We start from the raw sequence: 17,195 nt of genomic DNA on the forward strand, positions 1-17,195 counted from the left end.
AAACTACATTATCAATCTCTTGTTTGATATCATAATCTAAAATTATCCTTATATGTTCGCCTTTATAATATAAAATCCACAAAGATTTATTAAGTTTTGCATGGTCTAGTTCTGGGTCATCAAAATACATACAATTCATAAACCAGCAGTCTAATTCTTCATCTATTACAATGCGTTCTTCATAAGGAAATTTATGATGTTGTCTGAGATACCAATCATTAGTATGCTTAATACAAATATCTACAAAAGAATATTTCTTCTCTAATCTATCATCAATAATTGCGTTTTTAAAAGCCATTTGCTTACCTTTTTTTAAACCAAATTCCTACTTAAAATTCCACAATTTTTAAAGAATTTGAATTAGGATTTAAAATATTTATTCTTTTATTATTTCATCTCTTACATATACTTTATAGCCGTCAATTGTTTCCCAAGCACCAGAAAGATTATAAACATCTAATATTTCTTTAAGAAGATTTATAACTTCTTTTTCACTTAATAATTCATTGTTTTTAATATCAAAAATACTCCAAACTTTATCGTATAAAACACCATCTATTGTTATATCAAAATCATAATCAAGTATAACTTCAATCAAATTACCTTTATAATATAAAACCCACAAGCCTTTACTAAGTCTTGCATGCTCTAATTCAGGATCTAAAAAATTATAACCTAGCATTATAAAACAATCTAATTCTTCATCTATTACTATTCTTTTCTCATCAGGCATCATACGATTTTGTTTATAGTATAAGCTATCTGTATAATTGCAAAAAATATCTGTCATTTTGTATTTTTCATCAAGTTCTTTTGTAACTACTGCGTTCTTAAAAGCCATTATTTCTCCTTAATTTTAACTATTAAGTAAATATTATAAAAATTATTTTTTATAAAGTAAAGAAGGTTTGAAGATATTCAAATTCCAAAATCGGAATTTGAAATTAAAATTATTTTATTCTTGAGCGTCACGCCATTCGTTTAGAACTTTTACTTCTTCATCGCTTAAAAATCCACTAAATGCAGAAAATCCACTAAGCGAATAAGCAGGGCAATCAATACTCTCATAATTTTTCTTAGCTTGATTTAATTCATAGCTAAATATTGAAAACACACCTTTTACATCTAATCCGTGAGACCTAGCAGCACCAACAGCAGCAATACTTGAACCGCCACTTGAGATTAAATCTTCTAGCACAACGCAAGTGCTTCCGTGCTTAAAGCTTCCTTCAATCATCTTTGCTCTTCCATGGGTTTTGTTTTTTGATAATATATATACTAATGGTTTGTTTAATATATCAGCCACCCAAGCTCCGTGAGCAATAGCTCCAGTAGCAGTTGCTGCTATGTAATCAACATCTCCTGCTTTTTCTTTAATCAAATTCGCTAAATGATTTGCTATGATTTTACGCTCTTTTGGATAGCTAATTAACACACGATTATCACAATATATAGGGCTTTTAATACCACTTGAATATGTGAAAAATTCTTTAGTATTAATAAATATTGCTTCACAATCTTTTAATATTTTTACAACTTCACTTGCAACTTCTTTATTCATTTTCTTCTCCTTTTATACATTGAAAATAAGCTCTAATAGGATTAGAACTCTTTGTAATCATTCTACCAGCTACAATATAATCAATATTGTTTTCTATAGCAAATTTTGGCGTAGCAACCCTTGCTTGGTCATTTGCATCATTGCCTAAAAATCTAATGCCAGGCGTAAGAGCCTTAAGTCCTAAATCTTTAGCAAATTTTGCCTCATAAGCACTACTTACTATGCCATCAAGACCTGCTTTTTTACTGATTAAACAGCGTTGTTTTACGCAATCATTAATGCTTCCATTAAAGCCTAAATCATTTTTAAATTCTTCTTCTTCAAACGAAGTTAATACAGAAATTCCAAATAATTCACACTTGCTACCTAATTCATTTTTAGCATTAACAGCAGCCTTTAAAGCTTGCTCGCCTGCAAAAGAATGAAGGCTTAAAATATCAATATCATTTTTTAAAAGTGTCTTAGTAGCATTATAAATAGTATTTGGGATATCAATTAATTTTAAATCTAAAAATATATTAAAACCTAAGTCTTTTAGCTCTTTTAAAAAGTCATTTCCAGCTGTGTAGTATTGCCACATACCGACTTTTAAATAAGGCATAATTAATTTTAAATTATGCTCTTTTGCATAGTTTTCAAGATTTTTTGCTGATAGTTTTGATACAAATTCACGGCTTTGCTCTAAGGTGTCAAAATCTAATGCGATTATGGTTTTCAAATTCTCTCCTTTGATTTAATAAAATTATCTCTTTTTAACTCTTTACGACTTAGCATTATGCAAAAATTTATTAAATAAAACATATTGAATTTATATTTTTAAAAGTTATTTATTACATTATTTAAATAATATAATACAAAAATCAAAAGGAGAAAAAATGGACTTTTTGGACTCATTAAAACAAATCAAAACAGATATAAAAGAAAATGAAAAGAAAAAAGAGCAAGAATTAGAACTAGCAAAAATCAAACAAAAAGAAGAAGAATTAAGACAAGATTTCATAAATTATATGAATGAAAGCGGAGTTAAAAAAATCTAATTAAGATTTAGAAAATCTAAATCTTAATTAATTAATTGAATTAAGTTTGTCTAATTCAAAAGGTGTAGTTTGATATACATAATAATTTAGCCAGTTGATATAAACGCAATTTGCGTGAGCTCTCCAAGTAAGTTTTGGGGGATTGTTTGGATTATCATCTTTATAATAATTATAAGGAATATCAACATCTAAGCCGTTTTTAATATCTCTTTTATACTCATTATCTAAAGTAGTGCGAGAGTATTCAGGATGACCTAGGACAAACACTTGTCTTCTATCAGAACTTCTTATCAAATAGCTTCCTGCTAAATCGCTTTTAGCTAAAATCACTAAAGATTTATGATTTGCTAAGGCTAATTCATCAATTCCTGAATGCCTTGAATGTGGAGCTAAAAACACATCATCAATTCCCCTTAAAATCTCATCTTTACTATCAATTACATCGTGATAAAACACTCCACTTAATTTCTTTTTTAAAGGAATTTTTGCAATATTGTAATGATAATTTAGCCCAAACATCGCACCATAGCATATATGAAGAGTGCTAAAAACATTGCTTTTGCTCCATTCTAAAATACTAACTAATTCATCATAATAAGTTATTTCGCTAAATTCATATTGTTCTAGCGGAGCTCCTGTTATTATCATTCCATCAAATTTTTTATGCTTTATCTCATCAAATACCAAATAATGCTCGTTTAAGTGGCTTTGACAAGTGTTTTTGCTCTCGTGACTTGCTATTCTTAAAAGCGTGATTTTTACTTGTAAAGGCGTATTAGAAAGCATTCTAAGTAATTCTAATTCAGTTTCTTCTTTGATTGGCATAAGGTTTAAAATCACAAGCTCTAATGGACGAATATCTTGAGAATTTGCTCTTGCTTCATCCATTACGAAAATATTTTCATTTTCTAGTAAAACTTTTGCTGGAAGGTTAGTTTTTATATTAACGGGCATTTTTTCTCCTTTTTTAACTAATTTTGCCATTTTTTACTTGCTAAATACTTAAAATAAAGTTAAACTAATATTTTTTTAAAGGAGAGAAAATGTTAAAACAAGATACTTTATGTATTCACGCAGGTTATGAGCCAAAAAATGGCGAAAGTAGGCAAGTGCCAATCATTCAATCAACTACTTACAAATACGATTCTTGTGAATTTATGGGAAAATTATTTGACTTAGAAGAAAGTGGATATTTTTACTCAAGAGTAGCAAATCCTACAAATGATTATGTAGCTAGTAAAATTGCTAAATTAGAAGGAGCAATTGCTGGGGTGCTAACTTCTAGCGGACAAGCAGCTATATTTTTTGCAATTACAAATATTTGTAAAGCAGGAGATCATTTAGTTTGCGTAAATGAGATTTATGGTGGAAGTATAAATCTAATAGGCGTAACGCTTAAAAAATTTGGAATTGATTGCACCTTTATTAGTGCAAATAGCACAGATGATGAAATAAGAGCAGCTATTAAAGAAAACACAAAATTAATTTACGCTGAAAGCGTATCAAATCCTGCTTTAGTAGTGCTTGATATTAAAAGATTTGCAAATATTGCTCACGAAAATGAAATTCCATTAGTAATTGATAATACTTTTGCAACTCCTATTAATTGCCAGCCTATAAAACACGGAGCTGATATTGTTATTCATTCAGCTACTAAATATCTTGATGGGCATTCAAGTGTGATTGCTGGGGTTGTGCTTGATAGTGGTAATTTTGATTGGAGTAAGTATCCTAAAAAATTTGCAGATTTTAACACCCCTGATGAGTCATATCACGGATTAATCTATACACAAAAATTTGGCAAATTAGCGTATATTGTAAAAATGATTGTTCAATTAATGAGAGATATAGGTGCTTGCTTACCTGCAACTAGTGCATATATGCTATCAACTCATATTGAAAGCCTACCTTTAAGAATGGCAAAACACTGCGAAAATGCGAAAAAAATTGCAGAATTTTTAGAAAATAATGAATATATTGAAAGCGTAAATTGCCCTATGCTAAAAAGCAGTCCTTATTATAATCTAGCTTTAGAATATATGCCTAATGGGGTTTGTGGGGTTATTAGCTTTACATTAAAAGCAAATAAAGCTAAGGCAGTTAAGTTTTTAGATAGCTTAAAATTAATAATGATAGCAACTCATGTAGCTGATGCAAGAAGCTGTATTTTACACCCTGCAAGTCATACTCATAGACAATTAAATGAAGCTGAATTAATAAAAGCTGGAGTTAGCGAAGGTCTTGTAAGGCTTTCTGTTGGTATTGAAAATGCTGATGATTTAATAGCTGATATTAAACAAGCATTAGAAGTTACTTTTAAGTAATTCGTATTTGAAATTCTTATAAAATTATAAGAATTTCAATCTATATTATTTATCTTTTAAGTCCATTTACGATTGATAGCATTTCATCACTTGTAGTGATTGCTTTAGAGTTTGCTTCATAAGCTCTTTGACCTGTGATTAAATCAGTCATTTCTTCTACTAATTGCACGTTACTCATCTCTACGAAGTTTTGCTTAATTTGACCAAAACCATTAGTCCCGCCAGTGCCAACTACAACTGCTCCACTAGCACTAGTTTCAAGGAAATTATTATCTCCTAATGCGTGTAAGCCACTAGGATTTATGAAGTTTGCTAATTCAATTTGACCTAGTTGCACTGCTTCAGGATTACCCGCTTGAATTACACTTACAACCCCATCAGTTCCTATCCCAATAGCAACTGCATCTTCAGGAATTGTAATTTCAGGGATTAATCTATATCCATCACTATTTACGATAGTTCCTTCGCTATCTAGCTTAAAAGCACCATTTCTTGTATATGCCGTAGTGCCATCAGGTAGCTGAACTTGGAAAAAACCATTACCGGCTATTACCATATCTAATTGATTGCCTGTTTCTTTGAAATATCCTTGTGTAAATTGCTTTGTAATTGCTGTTGGGCGAACTCCAAGACCTACTTCAATACCTGTTGGACTTTGAGTTGTTGTGCTTGTGCTAGTGCCTGCGTATTCCATTACTTGATACATTAAATCAGCAAATTCTGCTCTATTTTTTTTGTATCCCATAGTATTTACATTGGCAATATTATGAGATGTTGTATCAATTTGTGTTTGCTGTGCTATCATTCCTGTTGCTGCTGTATATAAAGACCTAAGCATTTTTACTCCTATTTAACATTTGCTAATTTATTTATTGCGTCGCTATTTAGCTCATCCATATGGCTAGTCATTACTTTTTGATACATTTCAACTAAACGATGAGTTTCTATAAGACCTACCATTTCATTAACGGCATTTACATTACTCATTTCTAAAAACCCACTCGCAAGTGCATTTGAACCCTCAAAATCTTGCATTTTAGTTAAATCATCTAGTTTATAAAGATTATCTCCTATCTTTTCTAAATCCCTTGTATCATCCATCCTAGCTACAAAAATCCTATTTGCTACTTCACCATCTAAATAGACATTTCCATCTGAATCAATAGTTAATCTTTGATTATCTCCTACTTGAATGCCATCATTTGCAGGGTCTTCAAAATAATTTGAGCTTAATAATCTATCTCCATTTTTTGTAACTATAAAGCCATCTTCATCTAGGCTAAATGCTCCATTTTTGCTAAATTTCACACTACCATCTGATGAGCGAACCATAAAAAAACAATCACTTCTTTTGATTGCAATATCTAAAGGATTGTTGGTCGGACGGATTGCACCTACGCTAAAATCTGTGTATTCTATATCAATATTAGGAACTCTATTTATGGTTTGATTTATGTATTTTGCAGCTTGTTTTGTATGATTATCAATTGGCATATTTTGCATTTCTTCATCATAAAGCCTTTTAAAATCAGCAATTACTACATTATCTCTTTTATAACCTGCAGTATTTACATTAGCTAAATTATTAGAGATAACATTTAAGCGATTTAGTTGAGTAACCATTGCTCCTGTAGCTTGATAAAATCCGTTTTGCATAACTTTCCTTAAATATTTTATATTTTGATAAAAGCAAAACTTATTCCAAAATAAGATAAACTTCTAAAAATTTTTAGAGTTTATCTTAAAATCAAATTCTTTATTTTTTATTTTTCATAATTTTGTCAAAAAATACAGAATTTAAAAAAGCAATTAAACATATGAAAATAATGTAATATCCACTACCAATATCAAATTTTCCGTGTGATTTAACTACGATAATTGGAGTTAAAAATCCTGCTATTGCATAAGCTAAATTATAAGAAAATCCTATACCTGTATATCTAATACTAGCCTTATAAAGCCTACACATAAATAATGATGTAAAATTAACAATACCACCAAAAAACGCCGAAGCAAAATAAAATATACAAGTTGAAGCGAAATCCTTTAAAACATATAAAGAATAAAAATACATAGTGCTAGTAAAAACTAATAAAATAGCAAAAATTTTGCAAATTAAACTAGCTTTAAATCTATCAGCCAATGCCCCACAAACAACAAGTCCAATCATCATAAATATACTCGCAATAATTTGTAAGCTAGTATTTAAAGCAGGATTAATATTTAAAATACCTTTCATAAAATTAGGCATCATTATTAAAAATACTAAAACACAAGCAGTAAGAACAATAGTTAAAAACATTGATAAAATTATTTCTATTTTATAATCTTTTATGACTGATTTTATAGGAAAATCGCTTAATTGCTTTTCAGCTTGAAGTTGCTTAAAAATAGGAGTTTCTTGCAAAAATCTTCTAAGATAAATGCTAATTAGACCAAAAATACCACCTATTAAGAAAGGAATTCTATACGCATAATCTTTTATTTCATCTTCTGTGAAATTTAGTTGAAGCAATAACGCACTTAAAGCTCCTAAAGTAATACCACCACAAACCCCACTAGTTAAAACTCCTAAAAATAATGCCTTTTTATTATCAGGACTATGCTCATATATAAAAGCCCAAGCACCAGGTAACTCTCCTCCAATAGCAACGCCTTGAACTAATCTAATAGCTAATAAAATAGCAATAGCAAAATAGCCAATTTGCTCATAAGTAGGCATAATCGCAAAAATAAATGTAGGAATTACCATTAAAATAATGCTTAATAAAAACATATTTTTCCTACCAAACTTATCGCCAAAATGTGCCATTATAACTCCACCTAATGGACGAGCTAAATACCCTGCAGCAAAAGCTCCATAAGTATTTAATAATTTTATACTCTCATCAAGCTCTTTTGGAAAAAAATGATGTGTAAAATACGGAGTAAATAATGCAAATATAATAAAATCATAAAATTCTAATGTCCCACCTAATGCACTTAATGCTAAGGTTTTTGTATCTTTTTTTGTAATAGTTTTCATTAAATTCCTTTAAATTTCTTTGTTTTTTTTATTTCTAATTTTGATTTTGTTAATGATTATTAATTTGAGTAAGAGTATATAGGTAAGGCTTTGCCTTACCAATAGATATAAGTTTTTGTAGATTTAATATCTGCGTAGTTTAAAATTGTGCCATCTTCTAAAGTGATTTTTTCATCATCAGCACTAAGTAATTTTGAGATAATTTCTTCTTTTTCTTTAGTTTTAATTTTTAGTATCTCACCTATACTAAGTTTAAAATGCTCTATTTTAGTAAGCTTTCTTTCAAGTCCAGGAGAGCTTACTTCTAAAAAGTATTTTTCATCTGTAGGTGGATTTAAATCAAGTATAGGAGAAATCAATCTACTAAATTGCTCGCAATCATCAAGGCTAACTGATTTATTTTCTCCATCTTTTAAGATGAAAATTCTATAAATAAAGTTATTGCCTTCTTTTGCTAATTCAGTATCATAAATCACTAAATTAAGCTGTTTAGCTAAATTCTCTAGCTCCATTTATTTCTTTTCCTTATTAATTTGCTTAAATAATTCTTCTATTCTATTAATTTTATCTAAACTATCGTCAAACCTAAAATGAAAATTTGGACATCTATACATACCAAGCGCTCCTAAGCAATGAGCTTGCAATACTTTGCTAACTCTTTTTAGCTTAGAAAGAACTAAATTTTGTTCATCTTTTGTAAGCGACATTTTATCTAAATATATAAAAGCATCATAACGACCCTTTTTACAATCTACATCATTTACCAATAGACCGCTCAATAAAGGATCATCTAAGTTTGCTAAAGCTTCTCCTACTAATTCCTTTAGCAAACTTTGTGTTCTTAGGCGTTTTATTTGTGCTTTATCATTCATTATAAACTAGCCTTACTTTGAACTTCTTTATAACTTTCTATAAAATCGCCTTCTCTCATATCGTTAAATCCAACGATACCAACACCACATTCATAACCTTTGCTAACTTCTCTAGCGTCGTCTTTAAAGCGTTTAAGTGAGCTAATCTCTCCTTCAAACACTACAACACCTTCACGAATAACACGGATTTTAGCCCCTCTTACTATGCTTCCATCAGTTACCATACATCCTGCTATTTGTCCTACTTTTGGCACATTGATTACTTGTCTAATTTCAGCTTGTCCGAGTTGCTCTTCGCTAATAATAGGACTCATTAAACCACCTAAAATAGCCTTAATCTCATCAATTAGATTGTAAATTACATTATATGTTTTAATCTCAACCTTGGCTTCTTTTGCTTTTTCCTTAATATCCCCCGTTGGACGAACATTAAAGCCAACTATAACACCACCACTAGCTTGTGCTAAAGCAATATCTCCTTGAGATATTCCACCAACACCACCTAAAACAATATCAACTTTTACCTCATCATTTGAAAGCTTTTCAAGACTTCCTCTAATAGCTTCTAATGTTCCACCTACATCGGCTTTTAAAATAACAGGTAATGATTTTAAATTCCCTTCTTTAATTTTTGCACTTAATTCATCAAGGCTTACTTTTGTTGATTTGCTTAATTCTTTTTGTCTTAAATATTCGTGGCGTTTTTGTGCGTAATCTCTTGCTTCTTTATCAGTCGCAACACTAATTAAAGTCTCACCTGCATCAGGAATTTCATTAAGACCCATAATTACACCACACTCGCCTGGTAAAATCTCTTTTAGTGCGTTACCTTTGCTATCTGTAATACTTTTTACCCTACCATAAGCAATGCCTGCTACAACGGTATCTCCTACTCTTAGCGTTCCATTTTCCATAATCACAGTAGTTACTACACCACGACCTTTTTGTAAAGAACTTTCAACTATATTTGCTTTTGCAGCTGTATTCTTATTTGCTTTAAGCTCTAAAATTTCAGCTTGTAATAAGATAATTTCAAGTAAATCTTCAATTCCAGTTCCCTTTAAAGCACTAATATGAACGAATTCATGACTTCCACCCCACTCAGTTGGCATAATATCAAGCTCTGCTAATTGAGTTTTAACTCTATCAGGATTTGCTGCTTCTTTATCTATTTTATTAACAGCGATGATGATTGGAACACCCGCTGCTTTTGCATGCGAAATTGCTTCTTTTGTTTGTGGTTTTACACCATCATCAGCTGCAACAACAATAATTACTATATCAGTAACACTAGCACCCCTAGCTCTCATAGCTGAAAATGCTTCGTGACCTGGAGTATCAATAAAGGTTATATTTTTACCATTTTTATTAACCATATAAGCACCAACGTGCTGAGTAATTCCACCTGCTTCGCCACTTGCTACACGACTATTTCTAATATAATCAAGCAAACTTGTCTTACCATGATCAACATGCCCCATAATTGTTACAACAGGAACTTTAATATCTTTTAATTCTTCTTGATTTTCTTCATAATCAGCAACATAATCAAATTGTGCAGTCTCATCAAAAAAGCTTATTTCAATTCCAAACTCAAGTCCTAAAATCTCAATAGTTTCTTCATCTAAGAAATCATTTTTAGTAGTCATCATTCCTTGCATAAATAATTTTGAAATTAATTCACTATCTTTTTTACCTAACTTCTCTGCTAATTCATAAAGTCTTATTTCTTTAGGAATTTTAATACTTGTAATTTCTTCGCTACTTTGTTCTTTTTTATATGCTTTTGATTTTTTACGGCGAGACCTTGCTATTGAAGTATTTGTAAATTGATTGATTTGGTTATTAAATGCACTTCTTAATGAAGTTTGTGCCTTTGCAGGCTTTTCAATATCTTCTTTTCTTTCATTAAATGAAAAATCAGGCATAACCACAACATCATCTTCATCATCATTAATCTCTGCAAAATTAGTATCAAAATCCATCTTAGATGAACTTTCTTTTCTTGCTGCTGGAACTATTTTTTTAGCTTTTTTCTTTTTTAAGCTTTCATCTGTGCTAAATATTGAAGCAAACGATACGGGCTCTTTTGATTGAGCTTTAGGCTTAACCTCTTCTTTAACTTCTTCTTTTGCTGCATTTTTCTTCTTAATAATTACTAAGCCACGGCGTTTTTCAAGCCCACTTCTTGCAAGACTTACAGGTTCTTCTTGCACTAATTCTTCTTTTGCTATTTCTTTGCTTTTCATTTCTTCTTTAACTTCTACCTTAGTGATTTTTTCTTCTACTATTTTTTCTTCTTTAGTTTCTTGTTTATCTTCTTTGGTTTCTTCTTTAAGAATTTCTTTTTGTTTGCTTTCAGTTTTTTTTGTTTTTTCAATCTTTTCAGTCTTTGTACTTTTTTCAGCTTTTTCAGTTTTACTTTTTGTTGTTTTAGAAGTAGTTGATTTTGTACTAGATTTTTTGGCACTTTTACTTGATTTTGCAACTTCATCTTTTAAAATTTGTTGAATTGTTCCATTTTTTAAATACTCATATATTGCTGCTGCTACATCTTCACTTACAGCTTTTTGAGGTGATTTATAATCAAATCCTAATTCATTAATTTTTTCTAAAGTTTCTTTATTTTGATAACCTAATTCCGCTGCTATTTCACTAATTTTTATATTCGCCATTTAAAAACCTTTCTTTTAATTTACTAGCAAGTTCTTTTTTATCTATATTAATTTTTATAACTTTTTGCAAAGACTTTAAAAAATCACTATCATCTTTTTTAAGGCATTCATCACATAAATACATACTTCTACCGCTATTAAATTGAAATAAAACTTCATTTAAAGACACTTGAAAACGCTTTAAATCAGTTTGATTTTTTCTAATCTTGCAAATAATACACATTCTAATAGGTTTTGCTTTTTTCATAATCTTTTAATTTTAATTGTTTTTGCTTAACAGAAGTCTTAAAAGCTTTATTTTCAAACATTTTAATTTTCTATTCTAAATTCTTTAAAAGATTTAGAATAGAAAGAATAAAAATTAAGATTTAGATTTTTCCATACGGCGTCTTAGAGTTGGATCTAAATAACGCTTTCTAATACGAATATTAATTGGAGTTACTTCTACTAATTCATCTTCTTCAATCCACTCCATAGCACGCTCTAAAGTAGGTTTTCTAGGTGGAACTAATTTAATAGCATCATCACTACCACTAGCACGAACATTGGTTAGGTTTTTACCTTTTATAGGATTTACATCAAGATCATTCGGACGACTATGCTCACCTATAATCATACCAACATAAGTTTTTGCTTGAGGGTCTATAAATAAAACACCCCTATCTTGAAGATTCCATAATGAATAAGCTAATGCAACACCATTTTCCATACTCACTAATGCTCCATTTTGGCGTTTTTCAACACTACCAACAAAAGGTCTAAATTCCATAAAACTATGATTCATTATACCTTCACCTTTTGTATCTGTTAAAAACTGACTTCTAAATCCAATTAGCCCACGAGCAGGAATTTCAAACTCAAGTCTAGTTTGTCCATCTCCTGTTGGAACCATACTTTTCATCTCAGCTCTTCTTCTTCCAAGCTTTTCAATAACCGTTCCACTAAACTCATCAGGAACATCAATAACTAGATTTTCAAAAGGCTCTGTTTTAACTCCATTTTCAATCTTTACGATAACTTCAGGGCGTCCAAGACAAAACTCAAAACCTTCTCTTCTCATATTTTCAGCTAAAATCGTAATTTGTAATTCACCACGGCCACTTACTTTAAACTTACCTTCGCCAATATTTTCATATTTCATAGCGATATTTGTCTTCATTTCGCTTTCTAATCTTTCAGCGATTTTATTACTTGTAACATGCTTTCCTTCAGTTCCTGCTAAAGGTCCATCATTTACGCTAAATACAACGCTTAAAGTAGGTTCTTCTATATGCAGTGGGTCAAGTGGCATAGGATTGCTAGGATCAACTACGCTATCTCCAACATCTAAAGCATCAAAACCTGCAATTGCTACGATATCTCCTGTGCTAGCACTATCAATATCCATTTTTTCTAAACCTAAAAATCCAATTAGTTTTGAAATTCTTCCTGTGTGTTTTGTCCCATCAGCCTTAGCTAACATTACATTTTGATTTTTTGAAATTGTTCCATTGAAAATTCTAGCAATTCCAATTTTACCAACGAAGTTATCATAACCTAATGTAAATACTTGTAATTGTAAAGGATTTTCATTACTACCACTTGGTGCTGGAACATGCTCAATTATCTTGTCAAATAAAGGTTGCATATCCTTACTATCATCATCTAATTCATTTTTTGCAATACCTTCTTTTCCAATTGCATAAATTACAGGGAAATCTAATTGCTCATCAGTTGCATCAAGTGCAGCAAAAAGGTCAAATACTTCATTAATTACTCTATCAGGTTCAGCTGCAGCTTTGTCTATTTTATTTACCACAACTATTGGTCTAAGACCTAATGCTAATGCTTTTTTAACAACGAATTTAGTTTGTGGCATAACACCTTCTTGAGCATCAACGATTAATAAAACCCCATCAATCATCTTTAAAACACGCTCAACTTCTCCACCAAAATCTGCGTGGCCTGGAGTATCAATTATGTTAATTTTTGTGCCTTTATAATTAATTGCTGTGTTTTTTGAAAGAATTGTAATTCCACGCTCTTTTTCAATATCATTACTATCCATAACGCGTTCATCAACTTGGTCTCTTTCGCTAAATGTTCCTGATTGTTTTAATAACTGATCAACCATTGTAGTCTTACCATGATCAACGTGTGCGATTACTGCTATATTTCTAATACTCAATGTTTTCTCCTTGATTTTAAAGTAAAAGTTTAATTAATTTAGGTTAATTTTTAAATATGAAATCACAAAAACTTGGAACGAATTTTGCTAAATCCCATTAAGTTTTAAACAAGGATTATTATGAAAGATTTATTAATTTTACAAGATGTAAAAAATCTAAATTCTAAAAAAGGTAAAGGCTCTAAAAAGTCTGGCGGAGAAGGTTTTGCTGATTTATTATTTAATCAAACCGATGTAAAAGATACTAAAAATTTATTGGTAATGCAAAATGTATTTAAAGCAAAAAATGAAATAAAAAATAAAGATGTAAAACAATTTAGTAATATAAATCTAGCTTCAACTTTATTAAATGAAAAAACAAGCAAACAAGAGCCAAATTTATTAGCAAGTCTTTTACAAAATCCAAAAACTCTACAAGATAAAGTATTAAAAATAGTGCAAAATGCAAAAGAAATGAATGAATTTTTACCTAAAAGATTGCAAATAAGTGATGCTGAAATTATGCAAGATATTAAGACTTCTATGGAAGATGTTGAATATGGAAAAGAACTTTTAGATGATTTGAATTTCGTTCAGATTTTAGATTTTTTAGACATATTAAAGCAAGATAAAAAAAATGTAAAATTAAATGATTTTTTTAACTTAAAAAATATTGTTAATAATAAAGCTAGTTTAGAAAGTTTTGCAAATACAAATAGCGTTCATTCATTAGTAGAACTTGCAAAAGAGCATAAATTAGGGCTTAGTAATATAACTTATGAAAAAATTAAAAATAATGAATATAACGAGCAAATTTTTGCTAAACCATATCCTAAATTATATGAGCAAAATTTCTTCTCACACGCATTAAACAAAAATACAAAAATTGAAGAGAATTTAAAAAATACTGAAATTAAAAAACCAAATTTAGAAAGTTTATTATCAGTAAAAAGTGAAAAAATTGTATCTAATAATACAAACGAACCTATTATAAACGCTGAAAAAACTCTAAAAACTGGAGCTTTAAATGAGTTATTAAGCAAAATTGCAAATGATGATAAAAAACAAACTAAAGATATAAAAGAAGAAGCATTTAAAATCGTTTCAAAAGATATAGAAACACAAAGTCCTAAAATCACTCCGAACACAATTAAAAATGATATAAAAGATATACAAATTCAAGCAAATAAAACTCAAATTCAAACCCAAGAAACAAAAGAAAATGAAAATAAAATTCTACCTGAATTAAATATAGTAGAAGAAAATTTGCAAGATAATTTAGATGAAAACTCAAGCCAAACTCAAGATAATAAAGAAAAGCTAAATCTACCACAAAATCTTAAAGTTGATTTTTTAAATCCTAATAAAGAACTTAGTAAAGAACAAACTAAATTAGTAATTGATAATTTTACAAGAGATTTTAAGGAAGAAATAGAAAAATTCAAAGCTCCAAGCCATAAAGTTAGCATTAATTTAAATCCTAAAGAATTAGGAGAAGTTAATGTTACTATGATTGCAAGGGGTAATAACTTACATATAAATCTTAATTCAAACAATGCAAATACTTTAAATCTTTTCATAGCAAATCAGCAAGAATTTAAAAATAGCCTTGTAAATATGGGCTTTACGGGTCTTGCTATGAATTTTGGAGATAAAAAAGAAGGTTCAAATCATCAAGAGCAGCAAAAAGCTCGTAAAAAATATGAAGAAATTGAAGAATTAGAAAGCACAAGTGATATGCCAAGTGGAATTAATGCTGTGCTTTATAGATATTTTTAAAGGGGTAAAAAATGTTGGTTTCAATTTTATTAATAAGTTCAATGATAATTTTAGCAGTAAGCTTTGCTGCTAAAATATATTTTAAAGATAGTTAAAATAATTAAAGCCTTTATTATTTAGGCTTTAATTAAATTCTTAAAATTATTTGCAAATAAACATATCTATTTTTTGATTGTTAGTATTATCTATAAATACTGAAGTTCCGTTGTTAAATCCGTGAGTTTTGATATTGATTTTTATACCTTGACAATCTAAATCCTTACCTGAATTATAAATATTTAAAATCTCTTGCTTTAAAGCTCCACTTGAATTATCTAGGCTAGTGTATATAAAACCAACTATAAAAGTAACAACTATTAATGAAATAACAGCCACATAAAGCTTAGAATTAAAATGATTTTTATAATAAATGCAAACACCAATTAATGCAAAAAACAATATTAAAAATATTGCAAATCTAATCATTTTAAGCCCCTTAATTTATAGGTCAAATCACCTGCGTTAAATCCAACCACTACGCCTTTATCTAAAGTAATTTCTCCTAAATTACTAAATAATTTTAAAGAATTATCAACTCTTTTTATATCGTCTATGAAACAAGCATTAGGAAAATGCTTAGCTAAATCAATTTTAATTTCATCTTCATTAGCACTATAAACAGGCAAAATAAATAACTTTGAAAAACCTTCAAAACAAGTTTTAAAACCTTCTAAATTATCAAGCAATCTTGTGTATTTATGCGGTTGCCAAATCGCTATAGTATCATCTAAATTTAGTGCTTTTGCATAAGAAAATATGCCTTTTTTAGTCTCTCTTACTTCGGTTGGATGATGAGCGTAATCATCAATTATTACAAAATCCTTACTAGCATATAAAACATCAAAACGCTTTTTAATACCACAAAAATCTTTTAAATTTTGCTTAATCTCACTTAGGCTTAGCCCAACACACCTAGCAGCAAGTATTGCTAAAGCAGTATCAATAGCTATGCATTCGCTATGACCTTGCACGCTAAAACGACCAAAATCTCTTAAATCAAAAGATATAAAAGGCAAATAATCCTTAACTTCAAATTCTAAGTTTTTAATATCTTCGCTAGGCACTAACCTTTCACAATCTAAATCAATTGTAGCTAAAAACTCATCTTCAGCATTAATTACTCTAATTTTGCTTTGTTTTAAAAAGTCTGTATAAGCTTTATAAAAAGCGTTTAAATCGTGGTTATAATGCTCTAAATGTTCAGGTTCAGCATTAGTTACTATACTTAAAGCAGGATTTAAATTCAAAAACGAACTATCACTCTCATCAGCTTCAAAAACTAATTTTTCACTAGTTTTATACACCATATTTTTACCAGCTCTTTTATCCACTGCACCGATTATAAAAGAGCTTTGCAAAATATTTGCTAGGATACTACTTGTAGTGCTTTTACCGTGTGCACCTGCAACTGCAAAAAGCATTTTGTTTTCTAAAATAAGTGGCAAGGCTTCTTTTCTTGATAGAACTTTTATGCCTAGTTCTTTTGCTTTTTTTATTTCAGGATTGTTTTCACGAATTACTGCTGAATGCACTACTAAATCAATATCGTTGCTTAAATTTGATGCACTATGACCTATAAAAACCGCAATTCCTTCTGCTCTTAATTCTTTTACTAATTCACTCTCATAAACATCGCTTCCTAAAACACTAATTCCACGCTCATTTAAAAATCTAGCCAACGCACTAAGACCAATGCCACCAATACCAATAAAAAATATTTTTTTCATAAAAAATCCT

General features: G+C 29.6%; 17 protein-coding genes and 1 pseudogene. 3 read left to right on the forward strand and 15 right to left on the reverse strand.

Features of this window, described 5'->3' with window-relative positions; all coding sequences use genetic code 11:
• The 4 genes and pseudogenes from KJQ99_RS02045 to pyrF all read right to left on the reverse strand — a co-directional run.
• Positions 1-298: pseudogene (locus KJQ99_RS02045) on the reverse strand (hypothetical protein); the annotation flags it as partial.
• A gap of 78 nt (positions 299-376) precedes the next feature.
• Entirely contained in the window at positions 377-841 is a 465-nt protein-coding gene (locus KJQ99_RS02050; RefSeq protein WP_214116803.1) for a hypothetical protein, read from the reverse strand.
• 114 nt (positions 842-955) lie between these two features.
• Entirely contained in the window at positions 956-1,561 is a 606-nt protein-coding gene (pyrE, locus tag KJQ99_RS02055; RefSeq protein WP_214116805.1) for an orotate phosphoribosyltransferase, read from the reverse strand.
• A complete protein-coding gene (pyrF, locus tag KJQ99_RS02060; protein ID WP_214116806.1) occupies positions 1,554-2,279 on the reverse strand; it encodes an orotidine-5'-phosphate decarboxylase in 726 nt (241 codons plus the stop codon). Before pyrF ends, pyrE begins: the two co-directional genes overlap by 8 nt.
• A gap of 157 nt (positions 2,280-2,436) precedes the next feature.
• Here pyrF and KJQ99_RS02065 point away from each other — a divergent pair, with 157 nt between their 5' ends.
• Positions 2,437-2,598, forward strand: coding sequence for a hypothetical protein (locus KJQ99_RS02065; RefSeq protein ID WP_214116808.1), 162 nt, complete (start codon positions 2,437-2,439; stop codon positions 2,596-2,598).
• Between the two features lie 27 nt (positions 2,599-2,625).
• Here the strand turns inward: KJQ99_RS02065 and KJQ99_RS02070 are convergent, their stop codons facing one another.
• The gene (locus KJQ99_RS02070; protein WP_214149860.1) at positions 2,626-3,552 is read right to left on the reverse strand and encodes a homoserine O-succinyltransferase; all 927 of its coding nucleotides are present in this window, start codon (positions 3,550-3,552) and stop codon (positions 2,626-2,628) included.
• Positions 3,553-3,641: 89 nt separating this feature from the next.
• Between KJQ99_RS02070 and KJQ99_RS02075 the strand changes: the two genes are divergently transcribed.
• Positions 3,642-4,922 carry an O-acetylhomoserine aminocarboxypropyltransferase/cysteine synthase family protein gene (locus tag KJQ99_RS02075; RefSeq protein WP_214116812.1) on the forward strand — a complete coding sequence of 427 codons (1,281 nt, stop codon included), beginning with the start codon at positions 3,642-3,644 and terminating at the stop codon, positions 4,920-4,922.
• A 49-nt stretch (positions 4,923-4,971) separates the two neighbouring features.
• Here the strand turns inward: KJQ99_RS02075 and flgG are convergent, their stop codons facing one another.
• From flgG to typA, 8 genes are all read right to left on the reverse strand, one after another.
• Positions 4,972-5,760: a flagellar basal-body rod protein FlgG gene (gene flgG, locus KJQ99_RS02080; protein WP_214116814.1), complete on the reverse strand. Its 789-nt coding sequence runs from the start codon at positions 5,758-5,760 to the stop codon at positions 4,972-4,974.
• An 8-nt stretch (positions 5,761-5,768) separates the two neighbouring features.
• Positions 5,769-6,578, reverse strand: a complete 810-nt coding sequence (locus KJQ99_RS02085) for a flagellar hook-basal body protein (RefSeq protein WP_214116815.1) — start codon at positions 6,576-6,578, stop codon at positions 5,769-5,771.
• 100 nt (positions 6,579-6,678) lie between these two features.
• Positions 6,679-7,947, reverse strand: coding sequence for an MFS transporter (locus KJQ99_RS02090; protein WP_214149861.1), 1,269 nt, complete (start codon positions 7,945-7,947; stop codon positions 6,679-6,681).
• A 95-nt stretch (positions 7,948-8,042) separates the two neighbouring features.
• The gene (locus KJQ99_RS02095) at positions 8,043-8,459 is read right to left on the reverse strand and encodes an LSm family protein (protein ID WP_214116819.1); all 417 of its coding nucleotides are present in this window, start codon (positions 8,457-8,459) and stop codon (positions 8,043-8,045) included.
• Complete coding sequence (gene rbfA, locus KJQ99_RS02100) at positions 8,460-8,819, reverse strand: 30S ribosome-binding factor RbfA (protein ID WP_214116821.1); 360 nt, start codon at positions 8,817-8,819, stop codon at positions 8,460-8,462. It lies immediately after the preceding gene.
• Positions 8,819-11,494 (reverse strand): translation initiation factor IF-2, encoded by a 2,676-nt coding sequence (gene infB / locus KJQ99_RS02105; protein WP_214119782.1) that lies wholly within the window; start codon positions 11,492-11,494, stop codon positions 8,819-8,821. The genes rbfA and infB overlap by 1 nt, the downstream gene beginning before the upstream one ends.
• Positions 11,475-11,741 (reverse strand): DUF448 domain-containing protein, encoded by a 267-nt coding sequence (locus KJQ99_RS02110; protein WP_214116825.1) that lies wholly within the window; start codon positions 11,739-11,741, stop codon positions 11,475-11,477. The genes infB and KJQ99_RS02110 overlap by 20 nt, the downstream gene beginning before the upstream one ends.
• 114 nt (positions 11,742-11,855) lie before the next feature.
• The gene (gene typA, locus KJQ99_RS02115; protein WP_214116827.1) at positions 11,856-13,661 is read right to left on the reverse strand and encodes a translational GTPase TypA; all 1,806 of its coding nucleotides are present in this window, start codon (positions 13,659-13,661) and stop codon (positions 11,856-11,858) included.
• A 120-nt stretch (positions 13,662-13,781) separates the two neighbouring features.
• Between typA and fliK the strand changes: the two genes are divergently transcribed.
• Positions 13,782-15,419, forward strand: a complete 1,638-nt coding sequence (fliK, locus tag KJQ99_RS02120; RefSeq protein ID WP_214149862.1) for a flagellar hook-length control protein FliK — start codon at positions 13,782-13,784, stop codon at positions 15,417-15,419.
• 141 nt (positions 15,420-15,560) lie between these two features.
• Here fliK and KJQ99_RS02125 read toward each other — a convergent pair whose 3' ends face one another.
• The gene (locus KJQ99_RS02125; RefSeq protein WP_214116831.1) at positions 15,561-15,884 is read right to left on the reverse strand and encodes a hypothetical protein; all 324 of its coding nucleotides are present in this window, start codon (positions 15,882-15,884) and stop codon (positions 15,561-15,563) included.
• Positions 15,881-17,185, reverse strand: coding sequence for a UDP-N-acetylmuramate--L-alanine ligase (gene murC / locus KJQ99_RS02130; protein ID WP_214116833.1), 1,305 nt, complete (start codon positions 17,183-17,185; stop codon positions 15,881-15,883). The genes KJQ99_RS02125 and murC overlap by 4 nt, the downstream gene beginning before the upstream one ends.
• Positions 17,186-17,195 lie beyond the last annotated feature (10 nt).

Origin of the sequence: Campylobacter sp. 2018MI13, assembly GCF_018501135.1 — a bacterium.
In the GTDB taxonomy this organism is placed as follows: domain Bacteria; phylum Campylobacterota; class Campylobacteria; order Campylobacterales; family Campylobacteraceae; genus Campylobacter_E.